The following is a 17828-nucleotide window of genomic DNA, read 5'->3' as shown; positions in this document are numbered from 1 at the left end:
AGAATTTAAGCAAAGTAAATAAATAATGCTACTGCTCTGGATTTAATTGGATAAATTTTAACTATAACAGGATTTAATTACCCGAATTGGCTTCCTATTTTATAACCGAATTATCACATAATAAAATTTGTATGTTAAAATATTTAGAAATCGTAAATACGGAAAGCCGTAAAAAGAATATTTGACAAAACTAAATCTTGTCTTATTTTTATTTAATCTAAATAAATAACTTTGTGGCGTTTAGAAACCCACAAATTATGAAAAAAATATACTTAGTAGTAACAACAATCTTTACCTGCAGTCTTTTACAGGGTCAAATATTTCAGGAAGTCACCAACCAGACGTTTCAAGGCGTGTTTTATGGCGATGCTGCTATAGGCGATTTTGACAGCAACGGAAGAACCGATTTTATCATTTCGGGTGCCAGGCCGGGCTATACAGGATATTCAGGACTCTATAAAAACAATAATGGTGCTTTTACTGAAAACCTAAATGCTGCCATTAGCCAGATAATGTATTCCTCAATAGCTGTTGGTGACCTCAACGGCGATAACAAACCGGATTTCATCATTACGGGAACTAAAACAGGAGAAAATGCTTCTGTCGTTTTCGAAATTTATTATAACAATGGCGACGGTACATTTACTAAAAACACAACTTCCGGAATTCCGGGTGTAAACTTTGGTTCGGTAGCAATTGCAGACCTGACAAATGATGGTGTGGCAGACATTGTTGTGAACGGAAACTTAGGCACCGAATACATCACAAAAGTTTTCCAACAAAATTCTGACGGTACTTTTTCTGACCTGAATGCCGGACTAATGGGTACTTACTTTAGTGCTATAAAGGTTTTTGATGCCAATGCAGACGGATATCCAGATATTCTGGTAACCGGATTCAGCACCAATTATATCCCTGAAACCAAATTATATACCAATTCAGGAAGCGGTTCTTTTACAGAAAAGCCGACAACTATACCAGGCATTTATTTTTCATCTATCGATGCTTTAGACATTAACAATGATGGACATTTGGATTTGTTGATTTCCGGAACCGATTATACGCCAACTCCAAGCCTTACTATATACACGAATGACGGTTTCGGAAATTTCATTCTCCAGGAAAACAACTTTACAGGAACCTATAACGGGAACTCAAAATTTGTAGACTATAACAATGATGGACTAATTGACATTTTTTCAATTGGGAGTAATGCAGCCGGTACAAACACAGTAGTATTATACAAGCAGAACCTTGACGGCAGTTATACGTTAGACACAGAAAACAGTGCTCCTATTGTTGGTGTGAATATGTCAAAAGGTATATGGCTGGATTTTGACAACGATGGCGATTTGGATTTGCTTAGCATTGGTTTTGAAGGTGGCAATGTGGCACAAACAAGGTTATACAAAAACAAAACAATCAATCAGGAAACTTGCGGCGAGCCGGGTAACAATACCGGAGATTTAGGCTGCGTGACTTTCACCTATGAAGGAACAAGCGTAACTTATACTACCGTTCGTGGTAGCGACGGTAATATCTGGCTGCAACAAAATCTTGGAAGTGTCAGCGTTGCCACTGCTCAAAACGATGAAGCTTCTTACGGCGATTTGTTCCAATGGGGAAGATGGGACGACGGACACCAAAAAAGAAATTCAGTTACAGGAACAGTTCCAACACCAAACAATCCGTCCGGGCTAGCTACAGGAAGCGAAACTTATTATACAGGTTGGTGGACACCAAACGCTTTAAGCGACAAATGGGAAGCTGCCACTCCTTCAGCTGCAACAGAAGTAAACGGTTGCGACCCATGTAAGGCATTAGGAAACGGATGGAAACTTCCAACAGAAGCAGAATGGACCGCAATCAAGGAATCGCAAAACATACAAAACCCTGCGACAGCTTTCCAAAGCGTTTTAAAACTTCCTGCATCAGGATACAGGGCTGCATCGGGGTCATTTAGTTTCATTGGAACAAGAGGTTATTTCTGGAGTTCTACAACAAGTTCATCAGGAGCTAAATATATGTATGTAGGCAGTACAATAGCCAACCCATCAGCAGGTGGTCCGAGAGCTCAGGCAGCAGCCATCAGATGTATGAAATATCCGCAAACCACATCAACCTATTGCACTGTTTCGGTAGATTATGATGTAGAACCCATCACAATGGTTAATTTCTCTGACATCAACAACCTAACTTCAGAAGTTGTAAATATGACTCCGGCTTATGAAGATTTCACTTCAATTGTAGGAAACGTAGTCAGAGGCAATACCTATCAATTAACTGTAAAAGGAAACACAGTTGGCCAATTCGAACATGATATAAGAGCATTCTTTGACTGGAACAAAGACGGGGTTTTCGATATGCAGACAGAATACTATCATGCCGTACTGATGCCTTCATCCGGAGTTGATGCCATAGAAGCAACAATAAGCATTACTATTCCGGCTACAGCAGTTATAGGTGATACAAGAATGAGAATCATCAAAGACCAATGGAATATTTATGAAGAGGGAGAATTTGATGCCTGTCTGAATGCCTATTACGGTCAGATAGAAGATTACACTATAAACATTCAGGAAAGCCTGGGTACAATTGATTTCAGCAAAAATGATTTCATAGTATATCCAAACCCAACCAATGGCATAGTGAATATCCAGACAAAAGAAGCTATTAAGAATATTAGCCTATACAATCATTTGGGGCAGCTTATTGTTACACAAAAACAAGAACAGCTAAACCTGACAAATCTTGCCAGCGGCATCTATATGGTTCGCGTCGATTTTGAAAACGGACAAACCGCCAACAAAAAGATTATCAAAAAATAATACCAATAGCGCTGGCCCCATTTTTTTGAGGCTGGCGCTATAATTACAATACGGAAAGCAGTAAGGAATAATATCTGCAAAACTAAACTTCCGGTTATTATATTATTGAGAAAATTATAAACCATATACAAATACTATACACCATGAAAAAAACATTCTTTCTATTCATCACAATTTTAAATGGCGGTTTTATGTACAGCCAAATTTTTCAAACAGTTACTAACCAGACATTCCAGGGCGTATTTTACGGTGATAGCGCCGTGGCAGATTTTGACAACGACGGAAAAACCGATTTTATCATTTCAGGAGCCAAACCGGGATATACAGGATACACGGGAATATTCAAAAACAACAACGGAATATTTGCAGAAAATACCAATACTGCCCTCAGCCCGATAATGTATTCTGCCATTGCTGTTGGTGACCTTAATGGCGATAACAACCAGGATTTCATTGTAACAGGAACAAAAACCGGGGAAAATTCACCGATAGTTTTTGAAATCTATTACAATAACGGCGACGGTAGTTTTACCAAAAACACAACATCAGGCATTCCGGGTGTAAAATACGGTTCGGTTGCTATTGCCGATTTGACAAATGATGGTTTACCAGACATTGTTGTAAACGGAAATCTGGGTTCACAATACATCACAAAAGTTTTCCAACAAAATCAGGATGGCACTTTTTCAGACCTGAATGCCGGACTGTTGGGAACCTATTTTAGTGCTATAAAGGTTTTTGATGCCAATGCAGACGGAAATCCCGACATTCTGATAACGGGATTAAGCACAAACTATAGGCCTGAAACCAAACTTTACATAAACTCAGGAAGCGGAACATTTACAGAAAAAACTACAACCCTACCGGGCATCTATATTTCTTCAATTGACGCAATGGACATCAATGGTGACGGTTATCCTGACCTATTGATTTCAGGAACCAACTACTCTCGCATTCCAACATTGACGATATACACAAATGATGGTTCCGGAAATTTTACGATTCAGGAAAATGGCTTTACAGGTATCTATAATGGAAATTCAAAATTTATAGATTACAACAACGATGGTCTCATTGATATTTTCTCAATTGGACGTAATGCTAACAACGAAAATACAGTACTGTTATATAAGAAAAACAGTAACGGAACCTATACTTTAGACACTGAAAACAGTGCTCCCATTATAGCCGTATACATGTCTAAAGGTCAATGGCTTGATTATGATAATGATGGAGATATGGATTTACTAACCATTGGCTTTGAAGGTGATAACGTAGCACAAACAAGGCTTTACGAAAACAAGACAATCAATGACGGAAATTTAAACACCGTTATTTTTAACAAAAACGATTTCAAACTATATCCAAACCCAACAAACGGTATTGTCAACTTATTAACCGATTTAGAAATCAAGGAGGTAAAAATCTACAATCAGCTTGGTCAGTTAGTTTCCATCCAAAAAACATCACAGATAAGCCTGTCTGATGTGGCCAACGGAATTTATATTTTCCATATTGATTTTATAAACGGACAGACAGCCAAACAGAAAGTCATTAAAAAATAAATTACATGTTAGTTCCATATCCTTATTAGTTAGTTTTTTGTTTTTTTATGAAGAACCGGTGCTGATTATTTAGCATCGGTTTTTCTATTTTTACACCTTAAGTTTTGTATTTTTGAAAGCTATAGAAACCATTTTTTATGTCACAGCAAAAACGCCTATTTCTTCTTGATGCCTACGCTTTAATCTTCCGAGGCTATTACGCATTTATTAAAAACCCAAGAATCAACTCTAAAGGAATGGATACCTCAGCCATTATGGGGTTTATGAATTCCCTTTTAGATTTGATTAAAAGGGAAAAGCCAGACCATCTGGCAGTAGCATTCGATAAGGAAGGGAGCCATGTAAGAAGTGAAATGTTTGCCGATTATAAAGCCAATCGTGATGCTACACCTGAAGCCATCCAGATTGCGATTCCTTATATTCATGAATTGCTAAAAGCAATGCATATTCCTATTATTGAATATGCCGGATGCGAAGCCGACGACTTAATAGGAACTATTGCAAAACAGGCCGAAAAACAAAACTACAAAGTGTTTATGGTGACGCCTGATAAGGATTTTGCACAATTGGTTTCTGAAAACATCTTTATGTACCGTCCGGCCCGAATGGGGAACGGTATTGAAATCTGGGGTGTTCCGGAAGTCTTGGCAAAATTTGAAATTGAAAGACCAGAGCAGGTAATCGACTTCCTCGGAATGATGGGTGATGCCGTTGATAATATTCCCGGACTTCCCGGCGTAGGAGAAGTAACCGCCAAAAAACTGTTGAAGGAATTTGGCACAATGGAAAACCTTCTCGAAAACACACATCTGCTGAAAGGCAAAATGAAAGAAAATATAGAAGCCAATAAGGAAAAGGGAATCCTGTCCAAAAAACTGGCTACTATTATTACAGATTGTGATGTGACATTTAATGAAACGGATTACGAGCTTACACGCCCGGACATTGAAAAAACCGAAGCGATTTTCCAGGAACTTGAATTCAGGAGAATGGCAGAGCAATTTGATGCGATTTTCAGACCCGGTAGCTCTTTACCGGCGGCAAACAATCAGCCGGATGCCAAGCTATATAAAAAACCGCAGGCAAAAAACGAAGAGCAGTTTGACCTTTTTGCTACCACAACAGACGAAACAACGGGAGAAGTTAAAACCAGTTTTTATAAGACACTTAAAGACACCGAGCACTTCTATCAATTGGTTGAAGGCGACATGGCGGTAAAATTCCTCATGCAAAACCTGCTCAAGCAAACAAGCGTTTGCTTCGACACAGAAACAACCGGAATCGACCCGTTGACTGCTGAATTGGTCGGAATGTCATTTTCATGGGAAAAAGGCAAGGGTTTCTATGTTCCTTTTCCTGAAAACCAAACCGAGGCTCAAACTCTTGTCAACAAATTTATCCCGTTTTTTGAAGCAGAAGGAATCGAAAAAATAGGCCAAAACCTAAAGTATGACCTGAAAGTCCTGGCCAACTATAATATTGAAGTCAAAGGAAAAATATTTGACACCATGATTGCCCATTATCTTATTAACCCGGATATGCGCCACAATATGGATATTTTATCCGAGACCTATCTCCAATATTCTCCGCAGTCTATCGAAGAACTGATTGGAAAAAAAGGGAAAAACCAAAAAAACATGCGAGAAGTGCCTGTTGAAGATGTCAAGGAATATGCGGTAGAAGACGCAGACGTGACACTCCAGCTAAAAGACATTTTCAGCAAAGAGCTGGACAGCACCAATACTAAAAAATTATTTGAGGAAATAGAAGTACCTCTGGTTCCTGTTCTTGCAGATATGGAAAGAGAAGGTGTCAATCTGGATGTCGAATTCCTGCACAACCTGTCTAAAGAACTAAAGGACGATATACAAAAACTGGAAAACCAGATTTATGAAAATGCCGGAGAAAAGTTCAATCTGGCCTCTCCAAAACAATTGGGAGAGATTTTATTTGACAAGTTAAAGATTGGCGGAACCAAACAAAAAAAGACCAAAACCGGACAATATGCTACCGGTGAGGAAGTTCTTTCTTATTTAGCATTATCAAGTCCGTTTGTTCAGGACATTCTGGATTGGCGACAATTGGTAAAACTGCTTAACACCTATGTGGATGCTTTGCCTTTACAGGTATGCTCCAAAACAGGAAGAGTTCACACGGATTATATGCAGACTGTAGCCGCAACAGGGCGTCTTAGCTCCAACAATCCGAACCTGCAGAATATCCCAATCCGTACGGAAAGAGGCCGTCTAATCCGAAAAGCATTTATTGCAAGAGACGAAAACTACACTTTGGTTTCTGCCGATTATTCTCAAATTGAATTGCGAATTATTGCAGCACTGAGCGGCGATCCGGAAATGGTAAAATCTTTCCAAAACGGTGAAGACATTCACGCTTCGACCGCTGCGAAAGTTTTTAATGTTTCTCTGGAAGAAGTCACCCGTGAGCAACGAAGCCACGCCAAAACCGTAAACTTCGGGATTGTCTACGGAGTCTCTGCTTTTGGATTAAGCAACCAGACATCGCTTTCGCGTTCCGAGTCTAAAGACCTGATTGATGCCTATTACCTGACCTATCCAAGATTGAAAGCCTACATTCAGGAACAGATTGAATATGCCAGACAGCACGGTTATGTTCAGACCATTCTGGGAAGAAGACGCTATTTAAAAGATATTAATTCACAAAATGCCGTTGTTCGCGGTGCGGCAGAACGAAACGCTGTCAATGCCCCAATACAGGGAAGCGCGGCAGACATTATCAAAATAGCCATGATTAATATCCACAAACGCTTAAATGAAGAAAACTGGAAGAGTAAAATGTTACTCCAGGTACACGATGAACTTGTTTTTGACGTTCATAATAGTGAACTTGAAAAAATACAGCCAATGATTAAGCAGGAAATGGAAAATGCATTTAAACTGGATGTACCCTTAATTGTAGATTTGGGCAAAGGACATAATTGGCTGGAAGCACATTAAAATAGCAAGATGTAACAGAAACAGACAAATTGCGTCATATAAATAACCACTCAAAACCCTACAATGAAAAAAACTGCTTTATTTCTATGCCTGCTTTTATGCCTGAATTCTTTTGGACAGGAACAAATCAATAAAACAATCTCCATTCCCTTTACGCTGCTTGGAAGTGGTCATATTTTAGTAAAAGCAAAAATAAATAATGTAGAAGGAAATTTTATTTTTGACACCGGTGCCGGACTTAATTTATTGACAAAGAAATTTGCGGACAACGTGAAAGACCTGAAAAAAACGGATGGCTTTTATACCGGCCACAGGGCTACAGGCGAAGAGATTGTAGCGGATCTTTGGGATACGAAAAGTTTAGAAATTGGCAACCAAAAATTAAACGCTGAAAAATTTACTGTTATTGATTTGGATTTCCCTGTTGATGGCCTGATATCGTTATTACCTTTCAGAAACATTCCCATCACCATCGATTACAAGAATAAAGTATTGGTTTTAGAAACAGAAAAATCAGTCAAAGAACTCGCAAAAAAAGGTATTTCTATCCCTATCCAGATTTCAGATGATTTAGGAAAAACCTTAGGGATAGCCACCTATGTTCAACTCAACGACAAACTTGTTGTACAAATGAATTTAGACAGTGGCGCCGGCTTCAACGTATTCAGATTCAATTCGAGATACATGCAATCGTTAGGAATCGACCCTTCAAAAACAGAAATGAAACATCAGAAAAGCGATTTCAAGCCAACTGAAGGAAATAATTATTATTACACCAACCTTTCCAAAATAAATACTGAATCGAGCAACAAAATTTCAGCCACTAATTTTAAGGCTACTTTTATTGATGGGTTGATTTATGAAGCGATTGGAAGTATAAACTGGCTTGGCGATAAGATTACAATTGATATCCGAAATAAAAATATGATTATTAATAATTAGGACACTGTTTTTATCATGAAAAAAATATTCTTATTCCTATCCATCTCCTTATCCTTAAACACATTTGGACAAAGTGAGACACGATTTGACAAAATCGACAGTCTGTTGAATTATCTTAGTTCGAATAATAAATTCATGGGAAGCGTTGCCATTCGAAATAACGACGAGATTATTTTTGAAAACACCTATGGCTATGCCGATGTGAAAAACAAAATCAAGGCAGACAACCAAACCCGATATAAAATTGGTTCTATCACAAAAACATTCACGTCGGTTGTCATTTTACAGCTTATTGAAGAAAAAAAACTGACGCTCGACACCAAACTGTCCAGATTCTTCCCGACTATACAAAATTCAGAACACATCACTATCGACAATCTTCTCAGCCATTCCAGCGGTATTTACAGCTTTACAAATGATTTGGATTATCCAACCTATGCAAAACTGCCAAAAACACGTAGCGAACTGATGAAGAAAATCAAAGCGGGCAAGCCTGTTTTTGAACCGGGAGAAAAGGCAGAATACAGTAATTCCAATTACGTCATTCTGGGCTGGATTATTGAAGACCTGACGAAAAAAAGTTATGCGGACAATATTAACACCCGAATCATCCAAAAATTAGGGCTAAAAAACACAGGGTTTGCCACCGGAGCAAAAAATGAAGCCCTTTCTTATGAATGGGATGGAAAAAACTGGAAAGACGCTTCAAAAGAAGATATGTCTATTCCGGGTGGTGCCGGTGCTATCTTATCATCTGCTTCCGACCTGACTGCCTTTATCAACGCATTATTTTCCGGAAAATTATTAAAGCAGCCTTCCCTGGACACTATGATTACTATCGAAAAAGGATATGGAAAAGGAATATTCGCCATGCCTTTTGCAGAAAGGAGATTTTACGGACATTCAGGCGGAATCGAAAGTTTTACGTCCTCTTTGATTCATTATCCAAAAGAAAAACTCAGCATTGCATTGCTTGACAACGGGCAAGGTTATGACACAGACGGAATAATGATAGGAATTTTGAGTATTTATTATAAAATGCCTTACCGATTCCCTAATCTGAAAACGGCTACCGTTGATGTTGCCATTCTTAAAAAATATGAGGGCATCTACTCCGACCCTAATTTTCCTTTAAAAATTTCAATCAAGGAAGAAAACGGCGTGTTAATTTGCCAGGCAACCGGTCAGGAATCTTTTCCGCTTAATCCTTTAAGCGACACCAAATTCAATTTTGACCCTGCCGGTTTAGAATTGGTCTTTTCGCCAAATGCAATGACGATACTGCAAGGCGGGCATGAATTCAAGCTCACTAAAGAAAAATAAACCTATAAAAAAACAAAACCCGCTAATCGCGGGTTTTATTTTATGGTAACTTTCGGGTAGAATCTCTTTGGCGCAGTTCGGTTTTGATAACCGTTGTACGGTAAGCATATTCTTCCTCCTTACTTTCCAGTTTTTCAATAAGCATCTTGGCCGCTTCTTCTCCTATTTCAATTCCGTGCTGGCTGATAGTAGAAAGACTTGGTGTTAATCTTCGGGACCAAACACCGTCTGCAAAACCAATTACACAGAGTTCATCAGGGATTTTAATTCCTTTTTTGATAGCCATTTTCATTGCCATAGTCGAAGCATGCTCGTCTAACGCAAAAATACCGTCAATTTTTTGAGTATTGATAAGTTCATTCAATCGGAAATCAAACTCATCCGGATTATCAGTACGGATAATCAAATTTTTATTGATTGCAATATCATTATCAGTTAAAGCCTTTGCATAACCTTGCGCCCTTAACTTCGCTACGCTCAGGTTGTCAATCGCTGTTAGCAGCGCTATATCTTTACAACCCAGTTGTATCATATGATTCACGGCATTTACCGAAGAATCGAAATCATCAACAATCACCTTATCGCAATTTACTTCATCAGAAATCCTATCGAACATAACAATAGGAATACCATCTGAAATCGCATCCTTGAAATGCTTAAATTCCTGCTGTTTCTGCGTCTCTTCCGCAATTGACAAGATAAACCCATCAATTGTTCCGTTGCTAAGCATATCCATCGTATGGATTTCTTTTTTTAGAGATTCATTAGTAATACAGGTAATCACATTATAGCCTTTTTCGTTTGCCTTCTTTTCAATTCCGCTAAATACTTTGGCAAAAAACGGATTCAGGATATTCGGAATAATAACCCCAATGGTCTTTGTGCTTCGGTTTTTCAGGTTGATGGCAATATTATTCGGCTTGTAATTTTTAAGCTTCGCAAATTCCTGAATTTTAATTTTTGTAGGCTCGCTGATTTCCGGGCTGTTGCTCAATGCTTTAGAAACAGTAGAGACAGACACATTCAATTCTTTGGCTATTTGCTTTAAGGTTGCTTTTGGTTTCATCGCTGTTCATATAATTAAGGAAATGTAAAGTAAGTGAAAAAATAGAAATTACACTTAAAATTCGTATTAAACCTTACAATAAGTAAACCAGCAACTATCTCCTATTCTTCCGGTTTTTTAAAAAGTAATATGCTTCCTGATGAATAGCACACTTTTGACACAGGTTAAATCAAAAAAAACAAACATTCACACTCCTGCCAAATAAAAACACAAAATAATACCGGTATAAATGGTAATTATATAACGTTTTATGAAAACCACTAACACAATTACTACGTAAATGACTCAATCAGGCTCTTGTTGAAGCCTGAAATCAACCAATGAATTATTAACCTTTAAATGTCTAACTTTATGAAAAACGTAGTAACTGTAAAAGAACAGCTAACTTCGGGAACCAATCGAAGAAGTTTCTTAAAGATTAGCGGACTCACTATGGCAGCCACAGGATTGCTCTTAACCGGCTGTAATAATGACGATGATTCCATGAACAATGGCCCTTATGCTCCCGGAGTACGAAACGGCAAATTTGATCTTGGTAGCGGCGACCTGGGTGTTTTGACTTATGCCTATGCACTGGAACAACTTGAAGCCGATTTTTATACGCGTGTTGTCAACCTCAATAATTTTGGGGCACTTTTTAACAGCGAAGAACAACAGATACTCTCTGATTTATACGCCCACGAAGTAATCCACAGAGAATTCTTCAAGGTCGCTTTAACCGGAGCCCTGCCTAATCCTTCTACTCAACTGCTTCCTGCCTTGCAATTTGATTTCAGCACTGTAAACTTTAGCAGCAGGAGTTCTATTCTGGGAACAGCAAAAGCATTAGAAGACACAGGAGTTGCAGCTTATAACGGAGCAGGAAAATTAATTACAAGTACTGATTATTTATTGCTGGCAGGTAAAATTGTTTCTGTTGAAGCAAGGCACGCCTCCGCTATAAGGAGTTTGATTAATCCTAATTCGAATGATTTTGCAGGCGATGATGTTGTCAACGCCTCAAATGGTCTGGATGCCGCCAAAAATCCATCGCAGATACTTCCCATAGCCGGCAGTTTTATCACAACGGAGTTCACGGCTACCTATTTACCTTAAACACTAACCAAAAAAATTAGAAATTATGAATCTATTAAAATTTATAGAGTCCTTTACTGATGACCATTTAATGAACAGTAAAGGTTCCCGAAGAGATAGTTTCGGGCAATTTGGACAGCTAGGTAAAAATTTAGCACTGGCTTCAATACCATTAGGATTGGCCGCATTTACCAACAAAGCATTTGCTTCAGATATAGGTCCTACGCCAAGCACACCTATTGGAGCCTTACAGCTTGCGTTAACATTAGAATATCTTGAAGACGAATTCTATCGATTAGGATTGGAATCCGGAGTTATTCCAACCGGCGGAAGAGACGAAAAAGTATTCATGCAGATTGCAAAGCACGAAGCCAGCCATGTGGAGTTCCTGATTGCAGGGCTCGGAGCCAGCGCGGTTGCAAAACCAACGTTTGACTTTACAGTGGGAGGCGCTTTTGATCCTTTCAATACTACAGGAATAGGCGCCACCGCCGCATACCAGCAATTTTTAGTATTGGCACAGGCTTTTGAAGATACGGGAGTAAGAGCCTATAAAGGACAAGCCGGCAATTTGATATCGACACCCGATTTACTGACAGCCGCCTTGCAGATTCATTCTGTAGAAGCCCGCCATGCCTCGGAAGTGCGAAGATTGCGAGGGCTTAAAGGATGGATTACGGGAAACCAAAGAGGCGCCGGAATGCCATCTGCAACACAAGCAGTCTATGACGGAGAAGAAAATGTAACCCAGGCAGGATTTAATACCAGCACCGTAAACAACGGATCGTTAGGACCTGCCATACCGGGATTGGCCGGATCAGAATCCTATGACGAACCGCTAACCACACAACAATCTGTGAACATAGCCAATTTGTTTATTGTATAAAATCACTTATTCATACATCCAGTAAACCATCTAAGCCTTTTAGATGGTTTTTTATTTTTAAAAATCAACCACCGTCCTTATTGAATCCGTAAATTAAAAATAATGCTTACATTTGCCCTTCTTCATTTACAGATTTTCAATCTGATAATCAGCCTCTAAAATAATCTTTTATAGGTGTTTGCATTTAAAAATAATTATTGTACTTTTGCAACCCCTTTATTGGGGATGGAATGTTTAATTAAAATAAATTATTGTGAACACATTAAGCTACAAGACAATTTCAGCAAACAAAGCCACTGTAAAGAAAGAGTGGATTGTTGTTGATGCTGAAGGTCATAACTTGGGCCGTCTTGCTTCAAAGGTCGCTATGATCCTTAGAGGTAAATACAAGCCGAGTTATACACCGCACGTGGACTGTGGAGATAACGTAATTGTTATCAACGCAGAAAAAATCAACCTTACAGGTAACAAATTGGATGACAAAATCTATATGCGTCATACAGGTTACCCAGGAGGACAAAGAACTTTGACTGCTAAAGTATTACAGACAAAAAACCCTGCATCTTTAGTGGAAAAAGCAGTAAAAGGAATGCTACCTAAAAACAAATTAGGCGCACAACTTTTCAGAAATTTAAATGTTGTTGTAGGTTCTGAGCACTCTCACGAAGCTCAAAAACCTAAAACTGTTAACCTTAACGATCTTAAGTAATGGCTACAATTCACAAAATCGGTAGAAGAAAAACCGCTGTTGCCCGTGTTTATGTTACAGAAGGAACTGGAAACATCACGGTAAACAAAAAAGAATTTACAACTTACTTCCCGACTGCAACTTTACAGTACAAAGTTTTGCAACCTCTTTCTATGACTGAGAATGCTTCAAGCTTTGACGTAAAAGTAAACGTTTATGGTGGTGGTTCAACTGGTCAGGCAGAAGCTGTAAGAATGGCAATCGCTCGCGCAATGTGCGAAGTAAATGCTGAAAACAGAGCTATCCTGAAACCAGAAGGTTTATTAACAAGAGACCCTAGAATGGTTGAACGTAAGAAATTCGGTCAGAAGAAAGCTCGTAAGAGATTCCAGTTCTCTAAACGTTAATATTACCGTCTTTTCGGTAACAGAAAAGACACCGTTCATTTATTATTCAAAACAATGTTGTTATTCCCTGTCGAGGCAGGAAATTAGTTTAGCATCTAAATGTATTCAGCCGGTAATCCGCCATTTATACATTGCTAATCAACAGAACGTAAACTATTTATTAAAATGGCAAACAAAGTAGAAGTTAAAGAATTACTAGAAGCAGGTGTTCACTTCGGACACATGACTAGAAAGTGGGATCCAAACATGGCTCCTTACATCTATATGGAGCGTAATGGAATCCACATTATCAATCTATATAAAACTGCAGCTAAAATCGAAGAAGCTAATGAAGCTTTGAAGAAAATCGCTGCATCAGGTAGAAAAATATTATTCGTTGCTACCAAAAAACAAGCAAAAGATATCGTAGCTGAAAAAGCAGCTGCAGCAAACATGCCTTACATCACTGAAAGATGGCCAGGTGGTATGTTGACTAACTTCGTAACTATCAGAAAAGCGGTTAAGAAAATGGCTTCTATTGATAGAATGAAGAAAGACGGTACTTTCATGACATTATCTAAAAAAGAACGTTTACAGGTTGATCGTCTTCGTGCAAAATTAGAGAAGAACTTAGGTTCTATCGCTGATATGTCAAGACTTCCTGCTGCATTGTTCGTTGTAGACATTAAAGCTGAACACATCGCGATTAAAGAAGCTCAAAAATTAAACATTCCAGTTTTCGCAATGGTAGATACAAACTCTGACCCAAGAGAGGTAGATTATGTAATACCTGCAAATGACGATGCTTCTAAATCAATTGAGAAAATTTTATCTTTAGTAACTGCTGCTGTTATCGAAGGTCTTTCTGACAGAAACACTACTTCTGACAAAGAAGTTGAACAGCCAGTTGACGAAGCTACTGACGCTCCAAACGAGACTGTAGAAGCTTCTACTGAAGAATAAATTAAATTAGATTCCAAATATTTAAATTCCAATTTCCAGATAAATTACAATACGTTGATAATTTAATAAACTTGGGATTTGGAATTTAGACTTTGGAATTTTTTATTTTTAACCCTTAAAAAAACACACTAAAATGGCAACTATAACTGCTGCAGATGTAAATAAATTAAGAACCCTGACTGGTGCCGGGATGATGGACTGCAAAAAAGCGCTTGTTGAGGCTGACGGAAATTTCGAACTAGCTATCGAAAACCTACGTAAAAAAGGCCAAAAAGTAGCTGCTAACAGATCTGATAGAGAATCTACTGAAGGTGCTGCTATCGCTGTTGTAAATGCAGACAAAACTTCTGGTGTTGTAATCTCATTGAACTGTGAGACTGACTTCGTTGGAAAAAATGAAGGTTTCGTAAAGTTGGCTACAGATTTGGCTAACCTTGCTTTAAACTTCCAGACTAAAGAAGAATTTTTAGCAGCTGATTTCAACGGAATCACTGTTGCTGATAAATTAATCGAGCAAACCGGAGTTATCGGAGAGAAAATCGAAATCGGTTCTTTCGAAAGATTAGAAGGTGCTTTCGTTGGATCTTACATCCACGCAGGTAACAAAATCGCTACTCTAGTTTCTCTTTCTGCTAATGTTCCTGGTGCTGAAGAAGCTGCCAGAAACGTTGCTATGCAGGCTGCTGCTATGAACCCAATCGCGTTAGACGAAGCTGGTGTTGATGCATCTATCATTGAAAAAGAAGTAGAAATCGCTAAAGATCAATTGCGTCAGGAAGGAAAACCAGAAGCTATGCTAGATAACATCGCTAAAGGTAAAATCCAACGTTTCTACAAAGACAATACATTGGTAAACCAGGATTACATTAAAGACGGTGCTGTTAGCGTTTCCGGATATGTAAAATCTGTTGACCCAAGCTTGACTGTTACTGGTTTCAAAAGAGCTGCTTTAGGATAATCTCCTGAACACTATCTTATATACTGATCCCGCTTCTTCCGAAGCGGGATTTTTATTTATATTTGAACTAAAATCGAAGCAATGGAAAAAATCAGATGCAGATGGTGTGTTGGTGACAGCCTGTATGAAAAATACCATGACGAAGAATGGGGCGTTCCTGTTTATGACGACCAAAAACTCTTCGAATTCCTTACTTTAGAAACTTTTCAGGCCGGATTAAGCTGGATTACCATACTTCGCAAGAGAGAAAACTTCAAAAAAGCATTCGATAATTTTGATTATAAAAAGGTAGGTCAATATACCGAAGAAAAAATTCAGGAACTTTTACAGGACACAGGAATTATCAGGAATCAGTTAAAAATACGTGCTGCCGTGACCAACGCCCGGGCTTTTATGGAAACACAAAAAGAATTCGGAAGTTTCTCAGATTATATCTGGAAATTTACCGGAGGCAAGCCCATTATAAACAATCCAAAAACATTGGCTGATGTTCCCGCTACAACTCCACTTTCTGACGAAATCAGCAAAGATTTAAAAAAAAGAGGATTTAAATTCGTTGGCTCTACCGTTATTTATGCGCATATGCAAGCCACTGGAATGGTTAATGACCATGTTGGTGAATGCTGGACCAAAAAGTAAGGCGACAGCATTCTCAAACATCATTTTTTTACGACATCTCCGGGTTTTAAACTTCCACTTTTGTAATTCTCTGTAAAGTCAATTTCTATAGGTTCAGATTTCCAATCTGTATTTCTGAAATAGGCAACAAAATGCAAATGAGGAGTTGTAGTCCAACCTGTCATTCCGCATAAGGCAATAGGCTGTCCTGCTTTCACAAAATCACCTACTGCTACCTTTGCACCATTCTCTTTCAAATGCACATATTCTGTAAACAGACCCGTTTCCGGATGGTAAAGCGTGATAAAATTGGCATAATCTTTCCATGAGCTGTTTTTGCCATAATATTTATACTTATCGACAAGACCTACAACATAACCGTTCGCAGCCGCACATATAGTATCACCCACTTTTAAATCAAAATCCAGGGCTAGTTTTGACAATCCTTCATTATGGGAAAAGTTCCCGTTATGTCCCTGTACTATCTTATATTGTTTACCATTCTGAAATGGTAAGGACAGCTTATTATCTTTTGGATAGCTGATGGCGTTTCCTAACATATAATTTGCCCCGGCAGTATATTCTTTACGCTCTAAAAAAACACCAGCCCTTCTCTTTTCTTTGGGTTCCAGCACTACAATTCCTTTGTTTTCAAAACGCTTATTTAAAGAAGAATCATTTAAGACTATCCGCACCGGACATTCCAACCTGTTGTCCAGCGTAATAATCAGGCTGTCTCCTTCTATTTTCTGAGAATAGCCTAATGGATATGCATTAACCTTTACATCTGGCAGTTTAACCGAATGACAAGCGTATAAAACGGATAGCAGCAACCCAATAATTATAGTGTGTTTTCTCATCAATATTCTTTTTTAAGAATTGTCATAAAATCTTCTCTCGAAATTTCCCTGGCACCCAAACTTTCCAAATGGCTATTATGAACCTGGCAATCCAAAAGTTTATAATTTTCTTCTTTTAATTTCCTGACCAACGAAACAAAAGCTACTTTAGAGGCATTGGAAACCTTGGAAAACATACTTTCACCACAGAAAACATGTCCTAAATCAATACCATAAAGCCCTCCAACCAGTACTTCATCCTGCCAGACTTCTACAGACTTTGCAATTCCCATTTCATGGAGTTTCACATAGGCTTCAATCATCTGTTCAGAAATCCACGTTCCCTGCTGACCGTCTCTGCTGATTGTGCTGCAGTTGGAAATAACATCCCTGAAATTTTGGTTGAATGTTACTCTGAAAATACCACGGTTCAATATATTCCTCATGCTTTTAGAAACTTTAAACTCATCAGGAAACAAAACCATTCTTTCCGGCGGCGACCACCAAAGAATAGGCTCATCATCATCAAACCAGGGAAAAATCCCGCTCCTGTAAGCCAATACAAGCCTTTCTGGCGACAAATCACCGCCAATGGCCAATGTACCATCCGGATTAGCTTCTTTCACCGGAGGAAAAAACAATTCTTTGCTAAGGAAATACAATCTCATTTTTCTTAAAGTCACAAAAAAACCGCAATAGTTGCGGTTTTTACAATTT

General features: G+C 38.5%; 15 protein-coding genes. 12 read left to right on the top strand and 3 right to left on the bottom strand.

The features are described from left to right. The first annotated feature begins 257 nt into the window (after positions 1-257). The 5 genes from ASG38_RS05725 to ASG38_RS05705 all read left to right on the top strand — a co-directional run bounded on the left by ASG38_RS05725 (position 258) and on the right by ASG38_RS05705 (position 9633). Positions 258-2828, top strand: a complete 2571-nt coding sequence (locus ASG38_RS05725) for an FG-GAP-like repeat-containing protein (RefSeq protein ID WP_056068029.1) — start codon at positions 258-260, stop codon at positions 2826-2828. A 143-nt stretch (positions 2829-2971) separates the two neighbouring features. Then, positions 2972-4393, top strand: a complete 1422-nt coding sequence (locus tag ASG38_RS05720) for an FG-GAP-like repeat-containing protein (RefSeq protein ID WP_056068026.1) — start codon at positions 2972-2974, stop codon at positions 4391-4393. Positions 4394-4530: 137 nt separating this feature from the next. Further along, on the top strand, positions 4531-7368 hold the full coding sequence (gene polA / locus ASG38_RS05715) for a DNA polymerase I (protein WP_056068024.1): 2838 nt from the start codon (positions 4531-4533) through the stop codon (positions 7366-7368). 63 nt (positions 7369-7431) lie between these two features. After that, positions 7432-8310, top strand: a complete 879-nt coding sequence (locus ASG38_RS05710; RefSeq protein WP_056068021.1) for a retropepsin-like aspartic protease — start codon at positions 7432-7434, stop codon at positions 8308-8310. A gap of 15 nt (positions 8311-8325) precedes the next feature. Further along, on the top strand, positions 8326-9633 hold the full coding sequence (locus ASG38_RS05705) for a serine hydrolase (RefSeq protein WP_056068019.1): 1308 nt from the start codon (positions 8326-8328) through the stop codon (positions 9631-9633). Between the two features lie 40 nt (positions 9634-9673). Here ASG38_RS05705 and ASG38_RS05700 read toward each other — a convergent pair whose 3' ends face one another. Next, positions 9674-10699, bottom strand: a complete 1026-nt coding sequence (locus ASG38_RS05700; RefSeq protein WP_056068018.1) for a LacI family DNA-binding transcriptional regulator — start codon at positions 10697-10699, stop codon at positions 9674-9676. Positions 10700-11050: 351 nt separating this feature from the next. Here ASG38_RS05700 and ASG38_RS05695 point away from each other — a divergent pair, with 351 nt between their 5' ends. The 7 genes from ASG38_RS05695 (at position 11051) to ASG38_RS05665 (ending at position 16293) form a co-directional block, all read left to right on the top strand. Then, positions 11051-11794: a ferritin-like domain-containing protein gene (locus tag ASG38_RS05695; protein ID WP_056068016.1), complete on the top strand. Its 744-nt coding sequence runs from the start codon at positions 11051-11053 to the stop codon at positions 11792-11794. A 25-nt stretch (positions 11795-11819) separates the two neighbouring features. Continuing rightward, on the top strand, positions 11820-12659 hold the full coding sequence (locus ASG38_RS05690) for a ferritin-like domain-containing protein (protein ID WP_056068014.1): 840 nt from the start codon (positions 11820-11822) through the stop codon (positions 12657-12659). A gap of 253 nt (positions 12660-12912) precedes the next feature. Further along, positions 12913-13368 (top strand): 50S ribosomal protein L13, encoded by a 456-nt coding sequence (gene rplM / locus ASG38_RS05685; protein ID WP_056068012.1) that lies wholly within the window; start codon positions 12913-12915, stop codon positions 13366-13368. Beyond that, positions 13368-13754: a 30S ribosomal protein S9 gene (rpsI, locus tag ASG38_RS05680; RefSeq protein ID WP_056068009.1), complete on the top strand. Its 387-nt coding sequence runs from the start codon at positions 13368-13370 to the stop codon at positions 13752-13754. The genes rplM and rpsI overlap by 1 nt, the downstream gene beginning before the upstream one ends. Before the next feature lie 165 nt (positions 13755-13919). Further along, on the top strand, positions 13920-14696 hold the full coding sequence (gene rpsB / locus ASG38_RS05675) for a 30S ribosomal protein S2 (protein WP_056068008.1): 777 nt from the start codon (positions 13920-13922) through the stop codon (positions 14694-14696). 133 nt (positions 14697-14829) lie between these two features. Further along, positions 14830-15654, top strand: coding sequence for a translation elongation factor Ts (tsf, locus tag ASG38_RS05670; RefSeq protein ID WP_056068006.1), 825 nt, complete (start codon positions 14830-14832; stop codon positions 15652-15654). Positions 15655-15735: 81 nt separating this feature from the next. After that, positions 15736-16293 carry a DNA-3-methyladenine glycosylase I gene (locus ASG38_RS05665; RefSeq protein ID WP_056068004.1) on the top strand — a complete coding sequence of 186 codons (558 nt, stop codon included), beginning with the start codon at positions 15736-15738 and terminating at the stop codon, positions 16291-16293. 20 nt (positions 16294-16313) lie between these two features. Here the strand turns inward: ASG38_RS05665 and ASG38_RS05660 are convergent, their stop codons facing one another. Next, a complete protein-coding gene (locus tag ASG38_RS05660; RefSeq protein WP_056068003.1) occupies positions 16314-17132 on the bottom strand; it encodes a M23 family metallopeptidase in 819 nt (272 codons plus the stop codon). Next, positions 17132-17773 carry a leucyl/phenylalanyl-tRNA--protein transferase gene (gene aat / locus ASG38_RS05655; RefSeq protein WP_056068454.1) on the bottom strand — a complete coding sequence of 214 codons (642 nt, stop codon included), beginning with the start codon at positions 17771-17773 and terminating at the stop codon, positions 17132-17134. Before aat ends, ASG38_RS05660 begins: the two co-directional genes overlap by 1 nt. Between the last annotated feature and the right edge of the window lie 55 nt (positions 17774-17828).

It is taken from the genome of Flavobacterium sp. Leaf359 (genome assembly GCF_001423985.1).
In the GTDB taxonomy this organism is placed as follows: Bacteria; Bacteroidota; Bacteroidia; order Flavobacteriales; family Flavobacteriaceae; genus Flavobacterium; species Flavobacterium lindanitolerans.
The sequence above is the reverse complement of the archived record's forward strand: the minus strand, read 5'-3'. Positions and strand labels throughout refer to the sequence as shown.

What these genes read in the sequence shown, in the direction of transcription:
- tsf (WP_056068006.1), top strand. Translation starts at nt 14,830, where the DNA reads ATGGCAACTATAACTGCTGCAGATGTAAATAAATTAAGAACCCTGACT.
- ASG38_RS05705 (WP_056068019.1), top strand. Translation starts at nt 8,326, where the DNA reads ATGAAAAAAATATTCTTATTCCTATCCATCTCCTTATCCTTAAACACA.
- ASG38_RS05725 (WP_056068029.1), top strand. Translation starts at nt 258, where the DNA reads ATGAAAAAAATATACTTAGTAGTAACAACAATCTTTACCTGCAGTCTT.
- ASG38_RS05695 (WP_056068016.1), top strand. Translation starts at nt 11,051, where the DNA reads ATGAAAAACGTAGTAACTGTAAAAGAACAGCTAACTTCGGGAACCAAT.
- polA (WP_056068024.1), top strand. Translation starts at nt 4,531, where the DNA reads ATGTCACAGCAAAAACGCCTATTTCTTCTTGATGCCTACGCTTTAATC.
- rpsB (WP_056068008.1), top strand. Translation starts at nt 13,920, where the DNA reads ATGGCAAACAAAGTAGAAGTTAAAGAATTACTAGAAGCAGGTGTTCAC.
- ASG38_RS05690 (WP_056068014.1), top strand. Translation starts at nt 11,820, where the DNA reads ATGAATCTATTAAAATTTATAGAGTCCTTTACTGATGACCATTTAATG.
- ASG38_RS05710 (WP_056068021.1), top strand. Translation starts at nt 7,432, where the DNA reads ATGAAAAAAACTGCTTTATTTCTATGCCTGCTTTTATGCCTGAATTCT.
- rpsI (WP_056068009.1), top strand. Translation starts at nt 13,368, where the DNA reads ATGGCTACAATTCACAAAATCGGTAGAAGAAAAACCGCTGTTGCCCGT.
- ASG38_RS05700 (WP_056068018.1), bottom strand. Translation starts at nt 10,699, where the DNA reads ATGAAACCAAAAGCAACCTTAAAGCAAATAGCCAAAGAATTGAATGTG.
- ASG38_RS05720 (WP_056068026.1), top strand. Translation starts at nt 2,972, where the DNA reads ATGAAAAAAACATTCTTTCTATTCATCACAATTTTAAATGGCGGTTTT.
- ASG38_RS05665 (WP_056068004.1), top strand. Translation starts at nt 15,736, where the DNA reads ATGGAAAAAATCAGATGCAGATGGTGTGTTGGTGACAGCCTGTATGAA.
- ASG38_RS05660 (WP_056068003.1), bottom strand. Translation starts at nt 17,132, where the DNA reads ATGAGAAAACACACTATAATTATTGGGTTGCTGCTATCCGTTTTATAC.